Source organism: Achromobacter sp. 1011811831 (assembly GCF_059760905.1).
The window spans coordinates 118,606-137,981 of the sequence record NZ_JCBANG010000004.1 but is presented as its reverse complement, the minus strand read 5'-3'; the positions used below and the strand labels follow the sequence as shown (position 1 = coordinate 137,981).

At 65.0% G+C, this 19,376-nt stretch carries 26 protein-coding genes; 3 read left to right on the top strand and 23 right to left on the bottom strand.

Translation table 11 applies throughout. The annotated features are described in order from the left end of the window. Positions 1 to 77: 77 nt before the first annotated feature. Entirely contained in the window at positions 78 to 1,985 is a 1,908-nt protein-coding gene (gene dsbD / locus AC6LJ9_RS03255; protein ID WP_498146396.1) for a protein-disulfide reductase DsbD, read from the bottom strand. Continuing rightward, complete coding sequence (gene cutA / locus AC6LJ9_RS03250; RefSeq protein WP_212316378.1) at positions 1,985 to 2,332, bottom strand: divalent-cation tolerance protein CutA; 348 nt, start codon at positions 2,330 to 2,332, stop codon at positions 1,985 to 1,987. The genes dsbD and cutA overlap by 1 nt, the downstream gene beginning before the upstream one ends. A gap of 127 nt (positions 2,333 to 2,459) precedes the next feature. On the opposite strand from cutA, the gene AC6LJ9_RS03245 reads away from it, so the two are divergent. Beyond that, positions 2,460 to 2,912, top strand: coding sequence for an HIT family protein (locus AC6LJ9_RS03245; RefSeq protein WP_212316376.1), 453 nt, complete (start codon positions 2,460 to 2,462; stop codon positions 2,910 to 2,912). A gap of 83 nt (positions 2,913 to 2,995) precedes the next feature. Here AC6LJ9_RS03245 and rplQ read toward each other — a convergent pair whose 3' ends face one another. From rplQ to AC6LJ9_RS03150, 19 genes are all read right to left on the bottom strand, one after another. Further along, the gene (rplQ, locus tag AC6LJ9_RS03240) at positions 2,996 to 3,391 is read right to left on the bottom strand and encodes a 50S ribosomal protein L17 (RefSeq protein WP_103271717.1); all 396 of its coding nucleotides are present in this window, start codon (positions 3,389 to 3,391) and stop codon (positions 2,996 to 2,998) included. A gap of 184 nt (positions 3,392 to 3,575) precedes the next feature. Further along, positions 3,576 to 4,562, bottom strand: a complete 987-nt coding sequence (locus AC6LJ9_RS03235; protein WP_006216514.1) for a DNA-directed RNA polymerase subunit alpha — start codon at positions 4,560 to 4,562, stop codon at positions 3,576 to 3,578. Between the two features lie 219 nt (positions 4,563 to 4,781). Beyond that, the gene (rpsD, locus tag AC6LJ9_RS03230; protein ID WP_212316374.1) at positions 4,782 to 5,405 is read right to left on the bottom strand and encodes a 30S ribosomal protein S4; all 624 of its coding nucleotides are present in this window, start codon (positions 5,403 to 5,405) and stop codon (positions 4,782 to 4,784) included. An 11-nt stretch (positions 5,406 to 5,416) separates the two neighbouring features. Then, on the bottom strand, positions 5,417 to 5,818 hold the full coding sequence (rpsK, locus tag AC6LJ9_RS03225; RefSeq protein WP_006216516.1) for a 30S ribosomal protein S11: 402 nt from the start codon (positions 5,816 to 5,818) through the stop codon (positions 5,417 to 5,419). A gap of 15 nt (positions 5,819 to 5,833) precedes the next feature. Then, a complete protein-coding gene (gene rpsM, locus AC6LJ9_RS03220; protein ID WP_103271719.1) occupies positions 5,834 to 6,199 on the bottom strand; it encodes a 30S ribosomal protein S13 in 366 nt (121 codons plus the stop codon). 43 nt (positions 6,200 to 6,242) lie between these two features. Then, entirely contained in the window at positions 6,243 to 6,356 is a 114-nt protein-coding gene (gene rpmJ, locus AC6LJ9_RS03215; protein ID WP_003806928.1) for a 50S ribosomal protein L36, read from the bottom strand. Positions 6,357 to 6,390: 34 nt separating this feature from the next. Beyond that, positions 6,391 to 6,609, bottom strand: a complete 219-nt coding sequence (gene infA, locus AC6LJ9_RS03210) for a translation initiation factor IF-1 (RefSeq protein ID WP_003806927.1) — start codon at positions 6,607 to 6,609, stop codon at positions 6,391 to 6,393. An 8-nt stretch (positions 6,610 to 6,617) separates the two neighbouring features. Next, entirely contained in the window at positions 6,618 to 7,943 is a 1,326-nt protein-coding gene (gene secY / locus AC6LJ9_RS03205) for a preprotein translocase subunit SecY (RefSeq protein ID WP_103271720.1), read from the bottom strand. Between the two features lie 14 nt (positions 7,944 to 7,957). Beyond that, the gene (gene rplO, locus AC6LJ9_RS03200; RefSeq protein WP_103271721.1) at positions 7,958 to 8,398 is read right to left on the bottom strand and encodes a 50S ribosomal protein L15; all 441 of its coding nucleotides are present in this window, start codon (positions 8,396 to 8,398) and stop codon (positions 7,958 to 7,960) included. Between the two features lie 9 nt (positions 8,399 to 8,407). Then, a complete protein-coding gene (gene rpmD, locus AC6LJ9_RS03195; RefSeq protein ID WP_006216520.1) occupies positions 8,408 to 8,593 on the bottom strand; it encodes a 50S ribosomal protein L30 in 186 nt (61 codons plus the stop codon). Between the two features lie 3 nt (positions 8,594 to 8,596). After that, the gene (gene rpsE, locus AC6LJ9_RS03190; RefSeq protein ID WP_006389628.1) at positions 8,597 to 9,118 is read right to left on the bottom strand and encodes a 30S ribosomal protein S5; all 522 of its coding nucleotides are present in this window, start codon (positions 9,116 to 9,118) and stop codon (positions 8,597 to 8,599) included. A 15-nt stretch (positions 9,119 to 9,133) separates the two neighbouring features. Continuing rightward, positions 9,134 to 9,499, bottom strand: coding sequence for a 50S ribosomal protein L18 (gene rplR / locus AC6LJ9_RS03185; protein ID WP_212316366.1), 366 nt, complete (start codon positions 9,497 to 9,499; stop codon positions 9,134 to 9,136). Positions 9,500 to 9,520: 21 nt separating this feature from the next. Next, positions 9,521 to 10,054: a 50S ribosomal protein L6 gene (gene rplF, locus AC6LJ9_RS03180; RefSeq protein ID WP_103271723.1), complete on the bottom strand. Its 534-nt coding sequence runs from the start codon at positions 10,052 to 10,054 to the stop codon at positions 9,521 to 9,523. A gap of 12 nt (positions 10,055 to 10,066) precedes the next feature. Continuing rightward, positions 10,067 to 10,462, bottom strand: coding sequence for a 30S ribosomal protein S8 (gene rpsH / locus AC6LJ9_RS03175; protein ID WP_103271724.1), 396 nt, complete (start codon positions 10,460 to 10,462; stop codon positions 10,067 to 10,069). A 10-nt stretch (positions 10,463 to 10,472) separates the two neighbouring features. Continuing rightward, positions 10,473 to 10,778: a 30S ribosomal protein S14 gene (rpsN, locus tag AC6LJ9_RS03170; protein WP_006227037.1), complete on the bottom strand. Its 306-nt coding sequence runs from the start codon at positions 10,776 to 10,778 to the stop codon at positions 10,473 to 10,475. A gap of 12 nt (positions 10,779 to 10,790) precedes the next feature. After that, a complete protein-coding gene (gene rplE / locus AC6LJ9_RS03165) occupies positions 10,791 to 11,330 on the bottom strand; it encodes a 50S ribosomal protein L5 (protein ID WP_006216529.1) in 540 nt (179 codons plus the stop codon). Between the two features lie 12 nt (positions 11,331 to 11,342). Beyond that, positions 11,343 to 11,663 (bottom strand): 50S ribosomal protein L24, encoded by a 321-nt coding sequence (gene rplX, locus AC6LJ9_RS03160; protein WP_103271726.1) that lies wholly within the window; start codon positions 11,661 to 11,663, stop codon positions 11,343 to 11,345. 11 nt (positions 11,664 to 11,674) lie between these two features. Then, positions 11,675 to 12,043 carry a 50S ribosomal protein L14 gene (gene rplN, locus AC6LJ9_RS03155; RefSeq protein WP_006216531.1) on the bottom strand — a complete coding sequence of 123 codons (369 nt, stop codon included), beginning with the start codon at positions 12,041 to 12,043 and terminating at the stop codon, positions 11,675 to 11,677. A gap of 535 nt (positions 12,044 to 12,578) precedes the next feature. After that, positions 12,579 to 13,334 carry an aspartyl/asparaginyl beta-hydroxylase domain-containing protein gene (locus AC6LJ9_RS03150; RefSeq protein WP_498146395.1) on the bottom strand — a complete coding sequence of 252 codons (756 nt, stop codon included), beginning with the start codon at positions 13,332 to 13,334 and terminating at the stop codon, positions 12,579 to 12,581. 192 nt (positions 13,335 to 13,526) lie between these two features. Between AC6LJ9_RS03150 and AC6LJ9_RS03145 the strand changes: the two genes are divergently transcribed. Together AC6LJ9_RS03145 and AC6LJ9_RS03140 are read left to right on the top strand one after the other, a co-directional pair. Next, positions 13,527 to 14,954 carry an NAD-dependent succinate-semialdehyde dehydrogenase gene (locus AC6LJ9_RS03145; RefSeq protein WP_498146394.1) on the top strand — a complete coding sequence of 476 codons (1,428 nt, stop codon included), beginning with the start codon at positions 13,527 to 13,529 and terminating at the stop codon, positions 14,952 to 14,954. Positions 14,955 to 15,430: 476 nt separating this feature from the next. Then, positions 15,431 to 17,566 (top strand): hypothetical protein, encoded by a 2,136-nt coding sequence (locus tag AC6LJ9_RS03140; protein WP_498146393.1) that lies wholly within the window; start codon positions 15,431 to 15,433, stop codon positions 17,564 to 17,566. Here AC6LJ9_RS03140 and AC6LJ9_RS03135 read toward each other — a convergent pair. Both AC6LJ9_RS03135 and AC6LJ9_RS03130 read right to left on the bottom strand, forming a co-directional pair. After that, on the bottom strand, positions 17,563 to 18,240 hold the full coding sequence (locus tag AC6LJ9_RS03135) for an ArsR/SmtB family transcription factor (protein ID WP_498146392.1): 678 nt from the start codon (positions 18,238 to 18,240) through the stop codon (positions 17,563 to 17,565). The two genes, AC6LJ9_RS03140 and AC6LJ9_RS03135, sit on opposite strands and share 4 nt — an antisense overlap. Before the next feature lie 70 nt (positions 18,241 to 18,310). Next, positions 18,311 to 19,270, bottom strand: coding sequence for an AraC-like ligand-binding domain-containing protein (locus AC6LJ9_RS03130; protein ID WP_498146391.1), 960 nt, complete (start codon positions 19,268 to 19,270; stop codon positions 18,311 to 18,313). Positions 19,271 to 19,376 lie beyond the last annotated feature (106 nt).

The following is a 19,376-nucleotide window of genomic DNA, read 5'->3' as shown; positions in this document are numbered from 1 at the left end:
GCGCATGACAGGCGCGGCCCTTGCGGCATGGAATTGTCCGAGCCTGCCGCGTGCTCAACACCCGGCAGGCCACGGCCTCAGCGCGTCAGCACGCGGTCCAGCGATTCGGTGAAGCGCTTGACATCCTGGAAGCCCACCACGCGCGCATCCGGCAGCTCCTTGCCGCCGGGTTCGAAGAACATGATGCCCGGCGGGCCGAACAGGCGGAAGCGCTTGAGCAGCGCCCGGTCGTCGGCGTTGTTGGCGGTCACGTCGGCCTGCAACAGCAGCATCTGGCCCATCCGTTGCGCGACGCCGGGATCGGTGAAGGTGAAGCGCTCCATCTCGCGGCACGACACGCACCAGTCGGCATAGAAATCCAGCATCACCGGCTGGCGGCTCTGCGCCAGCGCGGCATCCAGCTCGGCGATGGTGCGCACGCGCTTGAAGTGCGCCTCGCCAGCGGCCGCCGCGCCCGGCGTGGCGACGTTGCCGCCGCCCGCTGCCAGATGACCCAGCGGCTGCAGCACGTCGCGGCCGCCGCTCGCGGCGCCGACCAGCCAGGCCGCCGCGGCCAGCGCCAGCAGCAGGCCCATGCCCTTGCCGAACATGCGGCCCGCGCCAGCGCCGGCCGGCAGCGCATCGAAGGCTCGCAGCATCACGGCGGCCACGATGGCCAGGAAGGCCCAGCCCGTCATCTGCACCCAGGTCGGCACCACCGGGATCAGCATCCACCACGCCGTTGCCAGCAACAGCATGCCGAACAGGCGCTTGACGCCGTCCATCCACGGGCCGGCCTTGGGCAGCAGCGCGCCCGACGAGGCGCCTACGATCAGCAGCGGCACGCCCATGCCCCAGGCCATCGCGAACAGGGCGGAACCGCCCAGCACCACGTCGCCGGTCTGCGAGATGTACAGCAGCGCGCCGGCCAGCGGCGCGGCCACGCAGGGCCCGACGATCAGGGCCGACAGCGCGCCCATCAGCAGCGCGCCGGTGTAGCGCCCGCCCGGAATGCGCGACGAGCGCTCCGACAGGCGCGCCTGGATGCCGGACGGCATCTGGAACGTGAACACGTCGAACATGGCCAGCGCCAGCACCGCCAGCAACGCGGCGAACAGGCTCAGGATCCAGGGCGTCTGCAACCATGCGGCCAGGCCCGCGCCGCTCAGGCCGGCGGCCACGCCCAGCGCGGTGTACACGACGGACATGCCCAGCACATAGGTGGCGGCCAGGCCCAGTCCGCGTCCGCGCGCGGGCTTGGCGCCGGGCGCCGTGCCGCCCACCACGATGGACGACAGGATCGGGATCATCGGCAGCACGCAGGGCGTGAAGGCCAGCAGCAGGCCCAGCACCAGGAACACGCCGGCGGTCTTGGCCCAGCCCAGTCCGCCCAGCGCGTCGGCCAGACCGGTGTCGCCGGCGCTCAGCAGGCCGCCCAGGCCGCTGGCGGGTGCGCCGCCCGACGCCGCCCCGCCAGCCCCGGCCAGCGCGCCGCCCGCGACGGCGTAGCCGCCCTGCACGGGGGTCAGCTTCACGCTGTGGTCCATCGGCGGATAGCACAGGCCGGCATCGGCGCAGCCTTGCGAGGTGGCGGTCAAGGTGAAGGCCTGGCCGCCGGGTTGCACCGGCACGCGCACGATCACGTCCTGGTGGTAGACCTCCATGTCCTTCTCGAACGTGGGGTCATACTTCACCTCGCCCTTAGGATAGACCGCCTCGCCCAGCGTGGCCGCGCCCATCGGGCTGATGGTGATGCCGAAGCGCTCGCGGTACATGTAGTAGCCGGGCGCGACGCGGTAGCGCAGTTCGACGGTGTCCGGCGCGCTCATGGCGGCGCTGAAGACGAAGGCTTTTTCGGGATCCAGGAATTCGGCCTCGGCGCGCGCGGCGGCGTTCCAACCCAGCCACAGCAGCGCCAGGGCCAGCAGCGCGAACAGCCGCCTGGCAAGATCCGTCCTGGACGGGCGCAGGGCGCGGCCGCCAGCCATACCGGCAAATTGCAACATCAGTCTCTCTTGTTCTGCACGATGGCCGTCTGTTCGCGCACCCAGTCCAGGTAGGGCGCCGCGCCGCCGATCACGGGCAGCACGATGATTTCGGGCACATCGTAGGGATGCATCTGCGCCAGCGCGGCAACGACCGCCGCATGGCGCGCGTAGGTGGTCTTGATGTGGATGGGCACTTCCTCGGCCCCTTCCACCTCGCCTTGCCACATGTAGATGGACAGGCCCGGCGCGCCGAGGTTCACGCAGGCCGCCAGGCCGTCTTCGACCAGCACGTGCGCGATCCGTTTCGCCAACAGCAGGTCGGGCGCATTGCTGATGATCAGCACCACGTCGTCGTCGCGCAACATGCAACCTCCAGGGAATACCCTTGCGGGATGTAACTCGGGGTATTTTATCGATATTGCCGCAGCCGTCCGGCGCCGCCGGATGCCCGTGCCCTCATGCTCGTCTGCTCATGATCAAACAGAGGCCCGCATGTCCGACAATTGCCTGTTCTGCCGCATCGCCCGCCGCGAGATTCCCGCCCACATCCTGCACGAGGATGACCGCCTGCTGGCTTTCCTGGACATCCAGCCGGTGCGGCCCGGCCACACGCTCATCATTCCCAAGCAGCACTATCCCTATTTCGAGGACATGCCGGCGGACCTGGCCGGCCACATCCTGAACCTGGGACAGAAGCTGGGACGGCACATGAAGCGCCTGTATGGCGTGGACCGGGTGGGCTTTGCCTTCACCGGCATCCACGTGGCACACGCCCACGCCCATGTGATCCCCATGCACGACCCGCAGGACGTGACGTCGACGCAGTACATCGTGCAGAAGGATCTCACCTTCACCATGCCGCCGCAGGCCCCGCAAGAGGAACTGGCCGCGACCGCGGCCCAGTTGCGCGGCGAATTGCACGGCGAGCCGGCGCGCGCCGGCTGAAGGGCGGCGCGAATCACAGCGCACAAAAAAACAAGGGCAGGTCCGAAGACCTGCCCTTGTCGCTTATCGCTACCGCCTACAACTTATTCGGCGGCGCTGTCTTCAGCGGCTTCATCGACTTCCGGACGGTCGACCAGCTCCATGAAAGCCATGGGAGCGTTGTCGCCTTGACGGAAGCCCATCTTCAGCACGCGGGTGTAGCCGCCGTTGCGGTTCGCGTAGCGCGGACCGATTTCGGCGAAGAGCTTCACCACGGCGTCGCGATCGCGCAGGCGGGCAAAAGCCAGACGCTTGTTCGCGAGCGTGGGCTCCTTGCCCAGCGTGATCAGGGGTTCGATGACGCGGCGCAATTCTTTCGCCTTCGGCAGCGTGGTCTTGATCGCTTCGTGAGTGATCAGCGAAACGGCCATGTTGCGGAACATGGCAAGACGGTGACTGCTGGTGCGGTTGAGCTTACGCAAGCCATTACCGTGACGCATGATAAGTTTCCTTTGAATCTAAAGACGGCGTTTCCGCCATCGGGTTGCCGGCTCTTCTATCAACCTGCAATCAGGCCGCGGTCCGGTGAAAAACGGTGCATTTTACGACGATTTCGCAAACCGCCCGGCCAACCGGCCGGGCGTTGCGGGCAGCATGCCTTGCGGCGCGCCGCCCGGGTGATGCTTAGGGACGCTCCAGGCCCAGCGGGGGCCAGTTTTCGAGCTTCATGCCCAGCGTCAGGCCGCGTGCGGCCAGCACTTCCTTGATCTCGTTGAGCGACTTGCGACCCAGGTTCGGGGTCTTGAGCAGTTCGTTCTCGGTACGCTGGATCAGGTCGCCGATGTAGTAGATGTTTTCGGCCTTCAGGCAGTTGGCCGAACGCACGGTCAGTTCCAGGTCGTCGACCGGACGCAGCAGGACCGGGTCGATCTGCGGCGTGCCGCGGACCGGGGCTTCGTAGGAATCGCCAGCGCCTTCCAGGGCGGCGAAGACCGAGATCTGGTCCATCAGGATGCGGGCCGACTGGCGCACCGCTTCCTCGGGCGAGATCACGCCGTTGGTTTCGATGTCCAGGACCAGCTTGTCCAGGTCGGTGCGCTGTTCCACGCGGGCGCTTTCAACGGCGTAGCTGACGCGACGGACCGGGCTGAACGAAGCGTCCAGCACGATGCGGCCGATGGTGTGGGTGCGGTCTTCCGACAGCGCGCGCACGTTGCCCGGCACATAGCCGCGGCCCTTTTCGACCTTGATCTGCATTTCCAGCTTGCCGGCATCCGTCAGGTTGCAGATGGCGTGGCCGGGATTGATGATCTCGACGTCGTGCGGCAGCTCAATGTCGCTGGCCAGCACGGTGCCGGCGCCGGTCTTGCGCAGGACCAGGGTGACTTCGTCGCGGTTGTGCAGCTTGAAGACCACGCCCTTCAGGTTCAGCAGGATGTCGACGACATCTTCGCGAACGCCCGGGATGGTCGAGTATTCGTGCACCACGCCGGTCATCTGCACTTCGGTCGGCGCGTAGCCGGTCATCGAGGACAGCAGGATGCGGCGCAGGGCGTTGCCCAGCGTGTGACCGTAGCCACGCTCGAACGGCTCCATCACGATCTTGGCATGGTGGGTGCCGACCGGTTCGACTTCAATGGAGCGCGGCTTCAGGAAACCTTGAGTGGACATCGATTTTGTTCCTTTTCAATACCCTCGGCTCGTTACACCGATAAGGCTGATGGACAGGGTGAAACTTGAAAAACGGGGCGCGAAGAACGCGGCCCTTTACTACCGCAAAGCCCGCTGCGCCGAAAACGGCGTAGCGGGCTGCTGCGGGACTTGCAGACGTGTCGCAGGGAACCGCCGATGCGCCTGCGAAGGTGGCGCGTGGCGGCTCCAGGCCGGCGATTAACGCGAGTACAGTTCCACGACCATCGATTCGTTGATGTCGCGAGCGACGTCAGCGCGATCGGGGGCCGACTTGAACGTGCCGGTCATCTTGGCGGCGTCGACTTCCACCCACTGGGGGATGCCGATGCTGTTGGCCAGGTCGAGCGATTCCTTGATACGGCCTTGCTTCTTGGCCTTTTCGCGGATCGTGATGACGTCGCCAGCCTTGACCAGCATCGAGGCGATGTCGGCGGTGTGGCCATTCAGTTCGACGGCGCGGTGGCTCACCAGCTGGCGAGCTTCGGCGCGGGTCGAGCCGAAGCCCATGCGGTAGACGACGTTGTCCAGGCGCGATTCCAGCAGCTGGATCAGCGTTTCGCCGGTGTTGCCACGGCGACGCTCGGCTTCAGCGAAGTACTTGCGGAATTGCTTTTCCAGCACGCCGTACATGCGCTTCAGCTTTTGCTTTTCGCGCAGCTGCAGGCCGTAGTCGGAAGTGCGGGCACCCGAAGTGCGGCCGTGTTGGCCAGGCTTGGAATCCAGCTTGCACTTGGAATCCAGCGAGCGACGGGCGCTCTTCAGGAACAGGTCAGTACCCTCGCGGCGCGAGAGCTTGCATTTGGGTCCAATATAACGTGCCATGTGGATTCCCTTTAGATACGACGACGCTTCGGCGGACGGCAGCCGTTGTGCGGAACGGGCGTGATGTCGGCGATGCTCGAGATCTTGATGCCCAGCGCGTTCAGGGCGCGGACCGACGATTCACGGCCGGGGCCGGGGCCCTTGATGCGCACTTCCAGCGTCTTGATGCCGTATTCCAGCGCAACGCGGCCAGCCGTTTCAGCGGCGACCTGCGCGGCGAACGGGGTCGACTTACGCGAGCCCTTGAAGCCAGCACCGCCCGACGTGGCCCACGACAGCGCGTTGCCCTGACGGTCGGTGATGGTGATGATGGTGTTGTTGAACGAAGCGTGAACGTGCGCGATGCCGTCCGAGACGTTCTTCTTGACCTTTTTGCGCACGCGCGAAGCGCCGCTGGTGGAAGCTTTCGCCATAATCCAGTTCCTCGATTATTTCTTCAGGGACGCAGCAGCACGACGCGGTCCCTTGCGGGTGCGAGCGTTGGTGCGAGTGCGCTGGCCGCGCACGGGCAGGCCGCGCTTGTGGCGCATGCCGCGGTAGGTTCCCAGGTCGATCAAACGCTTGATCGAGAGCTGCACTTCACGACGCAGGTCGCCTTCAACCGTGAACAAACCAACGTGTTCGCGGACGCGTTCCAGTTCAGCGTCGGTCAGATCCTTGACCTTTTTGTCAAACGGGACGTTCGCCGATTCGCAGATCTTGCGAGCGCGGGTACGACCGATGCCAAAAATGGCGGTCAGGCCGATCTCGGCGTGCTGTTGCGGCGGAATGTTAATGCCAGCAATACGGGCCATGACTGTTCCTTGAATAAATCCGTTGCGTAGTCGCTAACCCGGGTTAGCCTTGACGCTGCTTATGACGCGGGTCGGTGCAGATGACACGCACGACGCCGTGACGTTTGATAACTTTGCAGTTGCGGCAGATCCGCTTAACCGATGCCATTACTTTCATGGTTGACTCCTAATTTTCCGTAATCCGTATCCGCTCACTTGGAGCGGAACACAATCCTGGCCCGCGTCAGGTCATAGGGCGTGAGCTCCACTGTGACCTTGTCACCCGGCAGGATCCGGATGTAATGCATACGCATCTTGCCGGAAATATGGCCCAACACCACGTGGCCGTTTTCGAGCTTGACGCGAAATGTCGCGTTGGGGAGGTTCTCAAGAACCTCGCCTTGCATCTGAATGACGTCGTCCTTGGACATTCTTTTGCTTACCGCATCGGCAAACCCGCGCCCTTGAAGTTAGCCTTCTTGAGCAACGAGTCGTACTGGTGAGACATCATGTAGGCCTGAACCTGCGCCATGAAATCCATCGTCACCACCACAATGATCAGCAGGGACGTACCACCGAAGTAGAAGGGCACATTCCAGCGCATCACCAAGAATTCCGGCAACAGGCACACCAACGTGATGTAGATGGCACCTGCGAGCGTCAAACGCATCAGGATCTTGTCGATGTAGCGCGCCGTTTGTTCACCCGGACGGATGCCCGGAACGAATGCGCCGCTCTTCTTCAGGTTGTCCGCCGTTTCGCGGCTGTTGAACACCAGAGCCGTGTAGAAAAAGCAGAAGAAAATAATCGCGACCGAGTACAGCGTGATGTAGAGCGGTTGACGAGGCGACAGGGCCGCAGCCAGGTCGCTAAGCCAGCGCATGTTCTCGCTGCTGGAAAACCAGCTCGTGATCGTGGCCGGGAACAGGATGATCGACGACGCGAAGATCGGCGGAATCACCCCAGCCATGTTCAGCTTCAAGGGCAGGTGCGAGCTTTGCCCGCCGTAGACCTTGTTGCCGACCTGGCGCTTGGCGTAGTTGACCGTGATCTTGCGCTGTCCGCGTTCCACGAACACCACAAAAGCGGTCACCAGCACCACCAGGGCCACGATGAACAGCGCAGACAGCACAGACATCGAGTTGGTGCGAACCAGATCCAGCAGCGCGGCCAGCGCGGCGGGCAGACCCGCAACGATACCGGCGAAGATCAGGATCGAAATCCCGTTGCCCAGACCGCGTTCCGTGATCTGCTCACCCAGCCACATGACGAACATGGTGCCGGTGACCAGGGTCACGACGGTCGTGAAGCGGAACAGCATGCCCGGATCGATCACCAGTCCCTGCTGGGACTCAAGCGCAACCGAAATGCCCACAGCCTGCACCAGCGCCAGCACGACCGTGCCGTAGCGGGTGTATTGGGTGATCTTCCGACGACCGGCCTCGCCCTCTTTCTTGAGCGCTTCCAGCGACGGCACCACCACAGACATCAGCTGCATGATGATGGATGCCGAAATGTACGGCATGATCCCCAGGGCAAAAATCGAGAAGCGCGAGAGCGCCCCGCCCGAGAACATGTTGAACAGGCCCAGGATCCCGCCCTGGTTCTGGCGGAACAGGTCCGCCAGCGCATCCGGGTTGATGCCCGGCACGGGGATGTGTGTACCCAAACGGTAAACCACCAGGGCGAGCACCAGGAACACGAGGCGGCGCTTTAGGTCGCCGTACCGTGCTCCGGTTTTGCCCAATGCCTGCGCGTTAGCCACTCGTCACCTCGTGATCAGGCAAGCGAGCCGCCCGCGGCTTCGATGGCGGCGCGAGCGCCGGCCGTCGCGGAAATGCCCTTGAGCACAACCTTGCGCGAGATTTCACCCGACTTGATGACCTTGGCGAAACGAACCGCCTGGCCAATCACGCCAGCGGCCTTCAGCACTTGCACATCGATTTCATCGACGGGCACGGCTTGCAGTTCCGACAGACGCACTTCGGCGTACAGGTGCTGGCCCAGCGGCGTGAAACCGCGCTTGGGCAGGCGACGCTGCAGCGGCATCTGACCGCCTTCGAAGCCAACCTTATGGAAACCGCCCGAGCGCGACTTCTGACCCTTGTGACCACGGCCGGCGGTCTTACCCAGACCCGAACCGATGCCACGGCCGACGCGGCGCTTGGCGTGCTTGCTGCCCTCAGCGGGCTTCAGCGTATTGAGTTGCATATCCGACATGGTGATTCCTTAGGCTTCCGAGACGGAAACGAGATAATCCACCTTACGGATCATCCCACGCACCTCGGGCGTATCGACCAGCACGCGGCTGCTGTTGATACGGCCCAAGCCCAGACCGCGAACCGTGTCACGGTGCGATTGCTTGGTACCGATCACGGAGCGCACGAGGGTCACTTTGATCTGCTTCTGAGCCATGATTTACCCCAGGATCTCTTCGACGGTCTTGCCGCGCTTGGCAGCAACATCCGCCGGGGTCAGGGAGGCGCGCAGGCCATTCAACGTGGCGCGAACCATGTTGTAGGGGTTGCTCGAGCCCAGGCTCTTGGCAACCACGTTACGCACACCCATCACTTCGAAAATAGCGCGCATCGGGCCGCCGGCGATCACGCCAGTACCTTCAGCAGCGGGCGAAATCAGCACGGTAGCGGCGCCATGCTTGCCGACCACGGTGTGGTGCAGCGTGCCGTTCTTCAGCGCAACCTTGAACATGCCGCGACGGGCCTGTTCCATCGCCTTCTGGACCGACACCGGCACTTCACGCGCCTTGCCCTTGCCCATGCCGACGCGGCCGTCGCCATCGCCAACCACGGTCAGCGCGGCGAAGCTCATGGTGCGACCACCCTTCACGACCTTGCTGACGCGGTTGACCGCGATCATCTTCTCGCGCAGGCCGTCATCGTTCTCTTTTTCCGCGGCGTTCTTGCCTTGTACTTTAGCCATTTGACAGATCCTCGCTTAGAACTTCAGGCCGGCTTCACGCGCGGCGTCGGCCAGCGCTTTCACGCGGCCATGGTAACGAAAGCCCGAGCGATCGAAAGCGACCAGTTCGATACCGGCAGCCTTGGCCTTTTCGGCCACGCGCTTGCCAACCAGCGTGGCGGCGGCCTTGTTGCCGCCTTGGCCGGTTTGGCCAGCCAGCTGCGCACGCACTTCGGCTTCCACCGTCGAGGCGCTGACCAGAACGCGATCGCCTTCCGGCGAAATGATGTTGGCGTAGATGTGCTGGTTCGAGCGGAAAATCGAGAGGCGATGAACGCGCAGCTCGGTGATCTTCCGGCGGGTCGGAACCGCACGACGCAAACGGGAAACTTTTTTGTCCATGATTCGTCCTTGCGTGCGCCGTTATTTCTTCTTGGTTTCTTTGATGACGACGCGTTCGTCCGAGTAACGCACGCCCTTGCCCTTGTAGGGTTCGGGTTCGCGGTACGCGCGGAGTTCAGCGGCCACCTGGCCGACGACCTGCTTGTTGGAGCCCTTGATGACGATTTCCGTCTGGGTGGGGCATTCGGCCTTGATGCCGGCCGGCAACTTGTGCAGAACGTCGTGCGAGAAACCGAGCTGCAGCTTAACGGCGTCGCCTTGGATCGAGGCGCGGTAACCCACGCCCACCAGGGTCAGCTTGCGCTCGAAGCCCTTGCTCACGCCGTTGACCATGTTGGCCACCAGCGCGCGCACGGTACCCGACATGGCGTTGGCGTGGCGGGTTTCGTTGGCGGCGACAAACGTCAGCTTGCCGTTGTCCAACGCGACCGCGACGTCGCCAGTCAGGGCTTGGGTCAAGGTGCCCAGCGGGCCCTTGACGGTGATCTGATCCTGCTGGATGCTGGCTTCAACACCCTTCGGCAGTTCGACCGGATATTTAGCGATACGTGACATTCGAATTTCTCCTTAGGCCACGTAGCACAGCACTTCGCCGCCGACGCCATTGGCGCGGGCCTTGCGGTCCGTCATGACGCCACGCGAGGTCGACACGATAGCCACGCCCAGGCCGTTCATGACCTGAGGAATGCTGGTGCGGCCCTTGTAGATGCGCAGGCCGGGACGCGAAACGCGTTCGATGCGCTCGATGACCGGACGGCCAGCGTAGTACTTCAGGGTGATCTCGAGCTCAGGCTTGGCCTGGGTGCCCTTGACTTCGAAGCCGTCGATGTAGCCCTCGTCCTTCAGCACGCCGGCGATAGCCGCCTTCAGCTTCGAGGAGGGCATGCTCACCGTAACTTTGTCCACTTGCTGCGCATTGCGAATGCGGGTCAGCATATCGGCGATGGGATCGCTCATGCTCATATTCTTTCTCCTACCAGCTGGCCTTGGTGATGCCGGGGATTTCACCCTTCATCGCCATTTCACGCAGTTTGTGGCGGGTCAGGCCGAACTTGCGGAACACGCCGCGCGGACGACCGGTGACCACGCAACGGTTACGTTGACGCGTCGGGTTGGCATTGCGCGGCAGCTGTTGCAGCTTGAGCCGAGCTTGGTAACGTTCTTCGTCGGTCTTCGACTGGTCGTCGATGATCGACTTCAACTCAGCGCGCTTGGCGGCGAACTTGTCAGCCAGCTTGGCGCGCTTGATGTCGCGATTGATGAGGGAAAGTTTAGCCACGTCATCAGCCCCTTAGTTACGGAACGGGAAGCTGAAGGCGGTCAGCAGCGCCTTGGCTTCTTCGTCGGTCTTCGCGGAAGTGGTGATGCTGATGTTCAGCCCACGCAGCGCGTCGATCTTGTCGTACTCGATTTCGGGGAAAATGATCTGCTCTTTCACCCCGATGTTGTAGTTGCCACGGCCGTCGAACGCGCGACCCGAGATACCGCGGAAGTCGCGCACGCGAGGCAGCGCAACCGCCACCAGGCGATCCAGGAATTCGTACATGCGTTGACCGCGCAGCGTGACCATGCAACCGATCGGGTAGTTTTCGCGGATCTTGAAGCCGGCGATAGCCTTCTTGGTCTTCGTCACCACGGGCTTTTGGCCAGCGATCTTGGTCAGGTCCGAGACGGCGTGCTCGATAACTTTCTTATCGGAGACCGCTTCCGAGACACCCATGTTCAGGGTGATCTTGGTGATGCGGGGCACTTCCATCACGCTCTTGTAGCCAAACTTGGCTTGCAGGTCGCCAGCGACCTTGCTCTTGTAGAAATCTTGCAAACGAGACATGTCTGTCGCCCCTTACGCCTTGGCGCCGACAACGGCACCATTGGAACGGAACACGCGGACCTTGCGACCGTCGACTTCTTGGACGCCAACGCGATCGCCACGGCCGGTGGCCGGGTTGAACAGCGCGACGTTCGAGATGTGGATCGGCATGGTCTTTTCGACGATTCCGCCCGGGTTGTTGGCCATCGGGTTGGCTTTCATGTGCTTCTTGACGACGTTGACGCCTTCGACCAGGACGTGGTCGGCATCGACGCGGGCCAGCACGGTGCCGCGACGCTTCTTGTCGCGACCGGTCAGGACGATGACTTCGTCGCCTTTACGGATGTTGTTCATCGCGGGGCTCCTTACAGCACTTCCGGGGCCAGCGACACGATCTTCATGAACTTCTCGGTACGCAGTTCACGCGTAACGGGTCCGAAGATGCGGGTGCCGATGGGCTCCAGCTTGGCGTTGAGCAACACGGCGGCATTGCCACCGAAACGGATCAGCGAACCGTCCTTACGGCGCACGCCCTTGGCGGTACGAACCACCACGGCATTGTAAATTTCGCCTTTCTTGACGCGTCCGCGCGGGGCCGCATCCTTGACGCTCACCTTGATGATGTCGCCGATGCCGGCATAACGGCGCTTGGAGCCACCGAGCACCTTAATGCACATGACGTGACGCGCACCAGTGTTATCGGCCACGTCCAGCGTGGTCTGCATTTGGATCATGATTTTTCCTGTTCCAACTTAACTGGAAATACGGTTTTCCCGGGGTTTTCCCCCTAGGAACTCTGCAATTCCTGCCAGTTTTGGTCCCGTCAGGTCAGCCGCCCTGCTTTGGCGCCGAGTTGGCTGTGTCTGCACACTGCACAATCGACGGCTTGCAACGCAACGACCCTGGGTTGAAATCCTGCGGGTATTCCCCCAACACGCCTGACTTGCCTGCTTCGCGTTCCGGCTGGGTCGGTACGACCGGGGCTCATCCCCGAAGTTCCCTTCCTGGCCCTTTTCGCGAAGTTCCTGCCTTTGCGCGCATCGCTCAGTAGCTGTTCACTACCAGAGCAACGCCCGATATCGAGCCGGCAGGCAAATCGACAATCTGGGAAAGCTGACCATTCTATCGCGCTTGGAATCCGCGTGCAAGTGCTTTGTTGAAATATTGCGCATTCCCCCGGTGGCGCCTGTGGAAAACTAACCACGCCGCCATCGCCCGAGCCATTGGCCAGGCGGCGCACCCGCCTCTTGCGGACCGGCCCCCGGGCATTCAGCCGCGCCCCTGCTTCTTGCCGTAGTAGTCCCGTTCCCAGGCATCGTGGTTGACCTTGCCCCGGCGGATCTCGTCGGTGAACGGCGCCGCCATCAGCACCAGACGGTTCAGCCACTTCACCGGCGCGCGGCACGGCCGCTCGAAATCCACGAACAGGACGGCGCGCACGCCATCGGTGTCGTTATGGACCTGGTGGGGATACAGATCGTCGAATACCACCGCCCGGCCCTCGCGCCAGCTGTAGCGCTGGCCGCCGACCTCGATCCAGCACTGCTCGGCGGGTTCCGGCACGACCAGGCCCAGATGCAGCCGCAGCACGCCGTTGTAGGGACCGGTGTGCAACGGAATGCGCTTGCCCGGCTCCAGGATCGAGAAGAAGGCGGTGCGCAGGCCGGGGATGGCGCCCAGCGCCCGGGCCGTGGCCGGACAGCGCCGCAGGTTGCGGTCCGACCGCAGGCCGTAGCCCATGAAGACGAAGGTCTTCCACTGATTGTCCGACGTGATCATGCCGACATCGGGAGAAATCTCGTGAAAAGACGGAAGATGATCGCGCTCTGAAAGGAGTTCCAGCAATTCGGCGCGGATGGCGGGAGTCTGCGCCTCCAGGGCGGCGACCCAGGGAAACTGGCTGTTGTCGAAGATGGGATGGTCACCTACCAGTGACGACAGAGCGATGCGATGGCGCAGCCAGTCGATGAAACGGAAAAAAATCCGGGAGTAGATGCTGGACGGATTCTTGTCGACGGGTTGCACGGTGGATATCGGATGCGGACAGCCAGTGGTGCACTCATTGTGTCCACGCGCCTGCGGCGACGCAAGGGTTGGAACGCACGGATTGGCCCCAGTGCGCCGCGCGAAACTGGTCCTCCCCTTGTCGTACGACCTGGTTTAGACTGGCACGGACAAACTTCACGCCCCCACCCCATTTCGCAAGGAACGACAGGCATGTATGAACAGTTGGCGCTGTATATCGACGGCGAATTCCTCGCCGGCGAGGGCAGGCGCACCCAGGACGTCATCAACCCGGCCACGCTCGAAGTGCTGGGCCAGCTGCCCCACGCCACCGAAGCCGACCTGGACCGCGCGCTCGCCGCGGCCCAGCGCGCCTTCGAGTCCTGGAAGAAATCTTCTCCCATGGACCGTTCCGCCATCCTGCGCAAGGTCGCCCAGCTGTCGCGCGAGCGCGCCAAGGAAATCGGCCGCAACATGACCCTGGACCAGGGCAAGCCGCTGGCCGAGGCCGTGGGCGAAGTCTCGTCCTGCGCCGAACACGCCGACTGGCACGCCGAGGAATGCCGCCGCATCTACGGCCGAGTGATCCCGCCCCGCAACCCGGACGTGCGCCAGATCGTGGTGCGCGAGCCCATCGGCGTGTGCGCCGCCTTCACGCCCTGGAACTTCCCCTACAACCAGGCCATCCGCAAGATCGCCGCTGCGCTGGGCGCGGGCTGCACCGTGGTGCTCAAGGGCCCCGAGGATTCGCCGTCCGCCGTCATGGCGATCGCGCGCATGTTCCACGAGGCCGGCCTGCCCAAGGGCTGCCTGAACATCGTCTGGGGCGAGCCCGCCAAGATCTCCGACTACCTGATCCGCTCGCCCATCGTGCGCAAGGTGTCCTTCACCGGCTCGGTGCCGGTGGGCAAGCAGCTGGCCGCGCTGGCCGGCGCACACATGAAGCGCGTCACCATGGAACTCGGCGGCCACTCGCCGGTGCTGGTGTTCGAGGACGCCGACATCGACCGCGCCGCCGAGATGCTGGCCAAGTTCAAGATCCGCAACGCCGGCCAGGTCTGCGTGTCGCCCACCCGCTTCTATGTGCAGAACGGCGCCTACGAGCAGTTCCTGGCGCGCTTCACCGACGTGCTGAAGAACGTCAAGGTCGGCGACGGCCTGGAAGCCGGCACCGACATGGGCCCGCTGGCGCACGAGCGCCGCGTGCCGGCCATGGCGGCCTTCGTCGAGGACGCCCAGAAGCACGGCGGCAAGGTCGTCGTGGGCGGCGGCGCGCTGGACCGCAAGGGCTTCTTCTTCGCCCCCACCGTGGTCACGGACCTGCCCGACAACGCCATGCTGATGACCGAGGAACCCTTCGGCCCGGTGGCGCCGGTGGTGCGCTTCAGCGATACGGACGAAGTGCTCAAGCGCGCCAACAGCCTGCCGTTCGGCCTGTCGTCCTACGTCTTCACCAATTCGCTGAAGACCGCCACCAAGGTCTCCAACGGCCTGGAAGCCGGCATGGTCAACATCAACCACTTCGGCAGCGCGCTGGCCGAGACGCCGTTCGGCGGCATCAAGGACAGCGGCATCGGCAGCGAAGGCGGCCTGGAAACCTTCGACGGCTACCTGGTCACGAAGTACATCACGCACATCTGAGCGTGCTCCGGCGCCAGCCGGAATGAGGCAAACGGGCTCCTTCGGGAGCCCGTTTGCCTTGCGGCGCCGGACGTGCCGTAGCGGGCCATGGCGGACGCCCGCCCGTCGCGCAGCATGCCCGGCGATGCGCACGGCACGCCATGCGCCGGGTGCGACACGCGGCCGGCGTGATCTGCGAGCGCCGGTGCGACAATTCCTCGGGGCCATTGCGTCTTGCGCCTGGCCCGTCACGGCGCCCTCGCGCGCCGTTCCCCGCCCTCCTTCCGTCCCGACATCGCCCGCCTGCGACCACGCACGCGGGCTTTTTTGCGTCGCGGGCCGCGGGCTCCGCCCACCGCTAACTCCCAACCCGACCGCGCCCACACGCGCGTCGGCACGGCGGACGGGCATGTTCCTTCCATCATCCGAACGAGGCTCTCATGCAGACCAACACTTCCGTTCCCTCTCCCTCCGTTCCCGCGCCCCGGGTCGCGTCCATGTTCTGGCAAACCTGGGCGTCCAACGTGGACGTCCGCCGCCAATGGGACAAGCTGGGCGTGGGCACGACGATCTTCCAATGGGTGGCCGTCAACGGCAGCTCCTTCATCCCCAATCCCTGGCTGCCGCTGCACGGCAGGCAGCTGGACCTGGCGGACATCGCCACCCGGCCCTGGGCGCGGCGCATGATCATCGGCACGCCAGGCCTGTCCGACGAGACCCAGGCCCGCGCCCGCATTCACGAACTGGCCGACTTGGCGCAGAAGTTCGGCACGCTGCCCTACCCGTCCAATGCCGCCGGTTTCTATTTCCCGGTGGAGATCGATCCCACCTACACCGCCGCGCCCGCCGACTTCGGCGCCATCTGGTCCAAGCTGCCGCGCCCCCTGTACGTGTCGGTCTACTACGGCGCCGGCGTCGACGACGCGGCCGCCGCGCAATGGCTGGACGCGTTCATCCCGCAGGACGTGACCATCCTGTTCCAGGACGGCGTGGGCGCGCACGGCGCGACGCCGCAACAGGCGCTGGCCCGCTTCGACCTGATCCGCGCGCGGCATCCGAAGACCGAGATGATCGCCGAGGCCTTCCGTCCGAACCCCGCGCCCAGCGGCGCCTATTTCATTCCCGCCACGGCCGCCGAATACCAAGCGCAGCTGCAGGCCTACGCCCATCTGGATCCGGTGCACGTGTTCGACGGCCCCAACTACCTGGACGCGGCGCTGATCCAGCGCATCGGCGGCGTGGAGCCGGCCCTGCCGCCGACGGCGTTGAACGCGCGCGTCAACAGCTGGGGCGACGTGCGGCTGGACTGGCAGCGCGCCAGCGCCGCATCGGTGGCGGTGGCGAAATACCGCGTCGAGATCCTGGACGGCACAGGCGCGCAGGTATTGCGCCGCTATGAGGTGCCCGGCGGCCAGGCCCACTGCTTCTATCCCGTCGACGATGGCGTGGCCGATTTCGGCTTCCCGCCCGCCTACCTGGTGTGGCGCGTGACCGAAGTGGCGGCCAACGGCTACGAAAGCGATCCCTCGGCCCTGTCCGCCGGCATGGCGGTGCAGGACAACAGCTGGGCGCAGGCAGTGGTCGGCATGGCCGGCACGTCGTACACGGGCGGCTACTTCTCCGACCTGTCCGACTTGAGCAATCCCGGCACCACCGGCGCCGCCGGCCGCAAGTCCAGCATCGCAGCCGCCACGCTGCGCCGCGCCATGGCACAAGCGGCCGGCCTGCATATCGCGCAGATCCTGCCGGTGGACCTGACGGTCGGCGGCTCGCACCTGTCACGCACCAGCGCGGACCTGCTGTACAGCGCCAGCTACTGGTGGGACGACACGCAATCAGTGCCCGGCCCCAACCTGCTCGCCATCCAGCCGCGCATCGCAGCGCTGGGCGTACCGCTCACGCACATGATGTGGTCGGGCGGCGTGGAGCCGGACGCCATCTTCCAGTACCCGGCGCAGCGCGACGCCATCCTCGCGGCGGCCGCCACGGCGCTGACGGCGATCCACGACACGGTGCGCGGCTACGGCGGCAACCCCCAGCTCAAGCTGTGGCTGCAACCGCATCTGCGCGCCTACTACGGGATTCCGCCGCGCGAAGGCACAGCGCTGCAATACAAGGCCGTGCGCGACGCGCTGGTGAACGTGGCGCGCGCGCATCCGGCGATGCGCGTGGGCACCTGGGTGCCGGGCGCGGCCTTCGCCTACAACTACTGGAACGAAATGCCACAGATCGGCTGGGTGCATCCGATACCCTCGGCCTACCACGCGGCGGCCGACGACATGGGCCGGATGATGGCGCTGGACGGCGACCTGGCCGACGCGCCGCCGGCCTGGGCAACGATGACGCCGCCGACGGCCCCAGCCATGCAATGGCAGCCGTCGGATGAGGTGTCGGTCAACTGGAATCCGTCCCAGTCCGGCACGGGCTGGTTCCGCGTGCGCAACCTGCACCTGGGCACCGGCGCGGTCATCGACCAGCTGGACACGCCGTCGAGCCCGTACGTGTTCACGCGCGCCAAACAGGTCGCGACCTACGGCTATACGGTATCGGGCGTGTCAGTCGACATCTGCGAGTTCGATCCGGCCAGCGGCGCCGAAGGACCGGTGCTGAGCGTCACGCAGTACAAGCCCTAGTCGGGCGACTCCACCCGCAGGCCGGCGGCCTTCCATTCGGGAAAGCCGGCGTCCAGCCTGCGGGCCTGCACGCCGCGGGCCCGCAGCGCTGTCACCGCGTCGCTGGACAACACGCAGTACGGCCCGCGGCAATAGGCCACGATCTCGGCGCCGGCCGGCAGGTCGCCCAGGCGGCGCTCCAGTTCCTCGGCGGGGATGTTGACCGCGCCGGGCAGATGGCCAAGCGCGAACTCCTCGGCCGGGCGCACATCCAGCAGCGTCACGCTCTCGGCCTTCAGCAAGCCGACCAGCTCGGTGATCGACACGCCATCCAGCCGTTCCCGCTGGTGGATGCTGTCGGCGATGACCTCGCGTATTTCGGCGTGCTGATGTTCGGCGCAAGCGCCCAGAGCCGCCAGCAGCGCGGCGATGGGGCCATCGCCCAGCCGGTACAGCACGCGCTTGCCGTCGCGGCGCGTCTGCACCAGGCCGGCGCGGCGCAGGTGCTGCAGATGTTGGGACGTGTTGGCGACGGTCAGCCCGGATAGTTCGGACAGCCGTTCCACCGCGCGCTCGCCCTGGGCCACGTGTTCCAGCAGGACCAGCCGGTGGGCATGGCCCAGGGTCTTGGCGATCTCCGCCAGCGCCTCGAAACGCTGGGCGGAAGAAGATAAAGAAGTTGCGGACGTGCTCATCCGGCCAACATACCATCGGCCCGAGACACGATCAATCAAGGAATTGAATGTTCTGGCCAGGGCCGGCCCTTCAGGACCGGGCCCGCCAATCCCGCGGCGTCGTGCCGAAACGGCGCTTGAACAGCCGGCTGAAGTGCGAGGGATGCGAAAACCCCGCCTGATATGCGAGCTCGGCGATGCTGCGATGGCGATGCAACGGGTTGAGCAGCAGTTCGCGGCATCGTTCCAGCCGCTCCTCGAAGATGAAGGCCTCGGCCGACGTTCCGCCGGCGCGCAGGATCCGGTGCAGGTACGCCACCGACAGGCCGCAGCCGTCGGCCACCCGCTGCGGCGACAGATCCGGATCGGCCAGATGCTGGCGCATGTAGGCCAGCGCCCGCTGCCGATGCGCCAGCGTCACGCTGCTGTCGGACGCCGAGGCCTGCGCCTGCCCGTCCTGCACCATGAACAGCGCGATCAGGTCGATCAGCCGCTCGCCCAATTCAGCGACTTCCCCGTCCGACCAGCCGTCCATGCCCTTGAACAGATGGTCCATGTAGCTGGCCAGCATGGCGCCTCGCGGCGAGCCGTCGTCGATGCGCAACTTGTGGAACGCGCCGATGCGCGAATCGCGCTGCGACAGCGCGCTGCGCGGAAACGACACGCTCAGGCTGCGGTAACCGGCCGCCCCCAGCGCGGTGGCCTGGTAGGGCAGGCTCTGGTTCATCAGGTACACGCAGCCCGGCTCGACCTGGAACTCCCTGCCCTGCTGCACCACCGCCAGCGGGCCGGACAGCGGCAGGCCGAAGGTGTAGAACTCCTGGTCCAGGCGCGATACATTGCCGGCGGTGCGCTCCAGCCGCTGGCCCTGATAGTGCAGATCGTTGAACTGCAGGCTGGCGCGGCGCGCGTAGCGCACGTGGCCGGCGAACTGCGCCGGCTTGCCGTGATGCACCTCGAACGGGCCGAAGGCGTCGGCCAGCGCCTCGCGCCAGCGATCGTGGCGTTCGGCGCCGGCATCGGCCGAAATGGCGAATTCCGTGTCCGGCATGGCGCGGTCTCCTTACGCGGGAAATGGCGCAAATTGATCTTGCGTCTACATATTCTTGATCCACCCTGCTGCGGGGCGGCGGACGCATTGTGGACGCGCCTGGCGC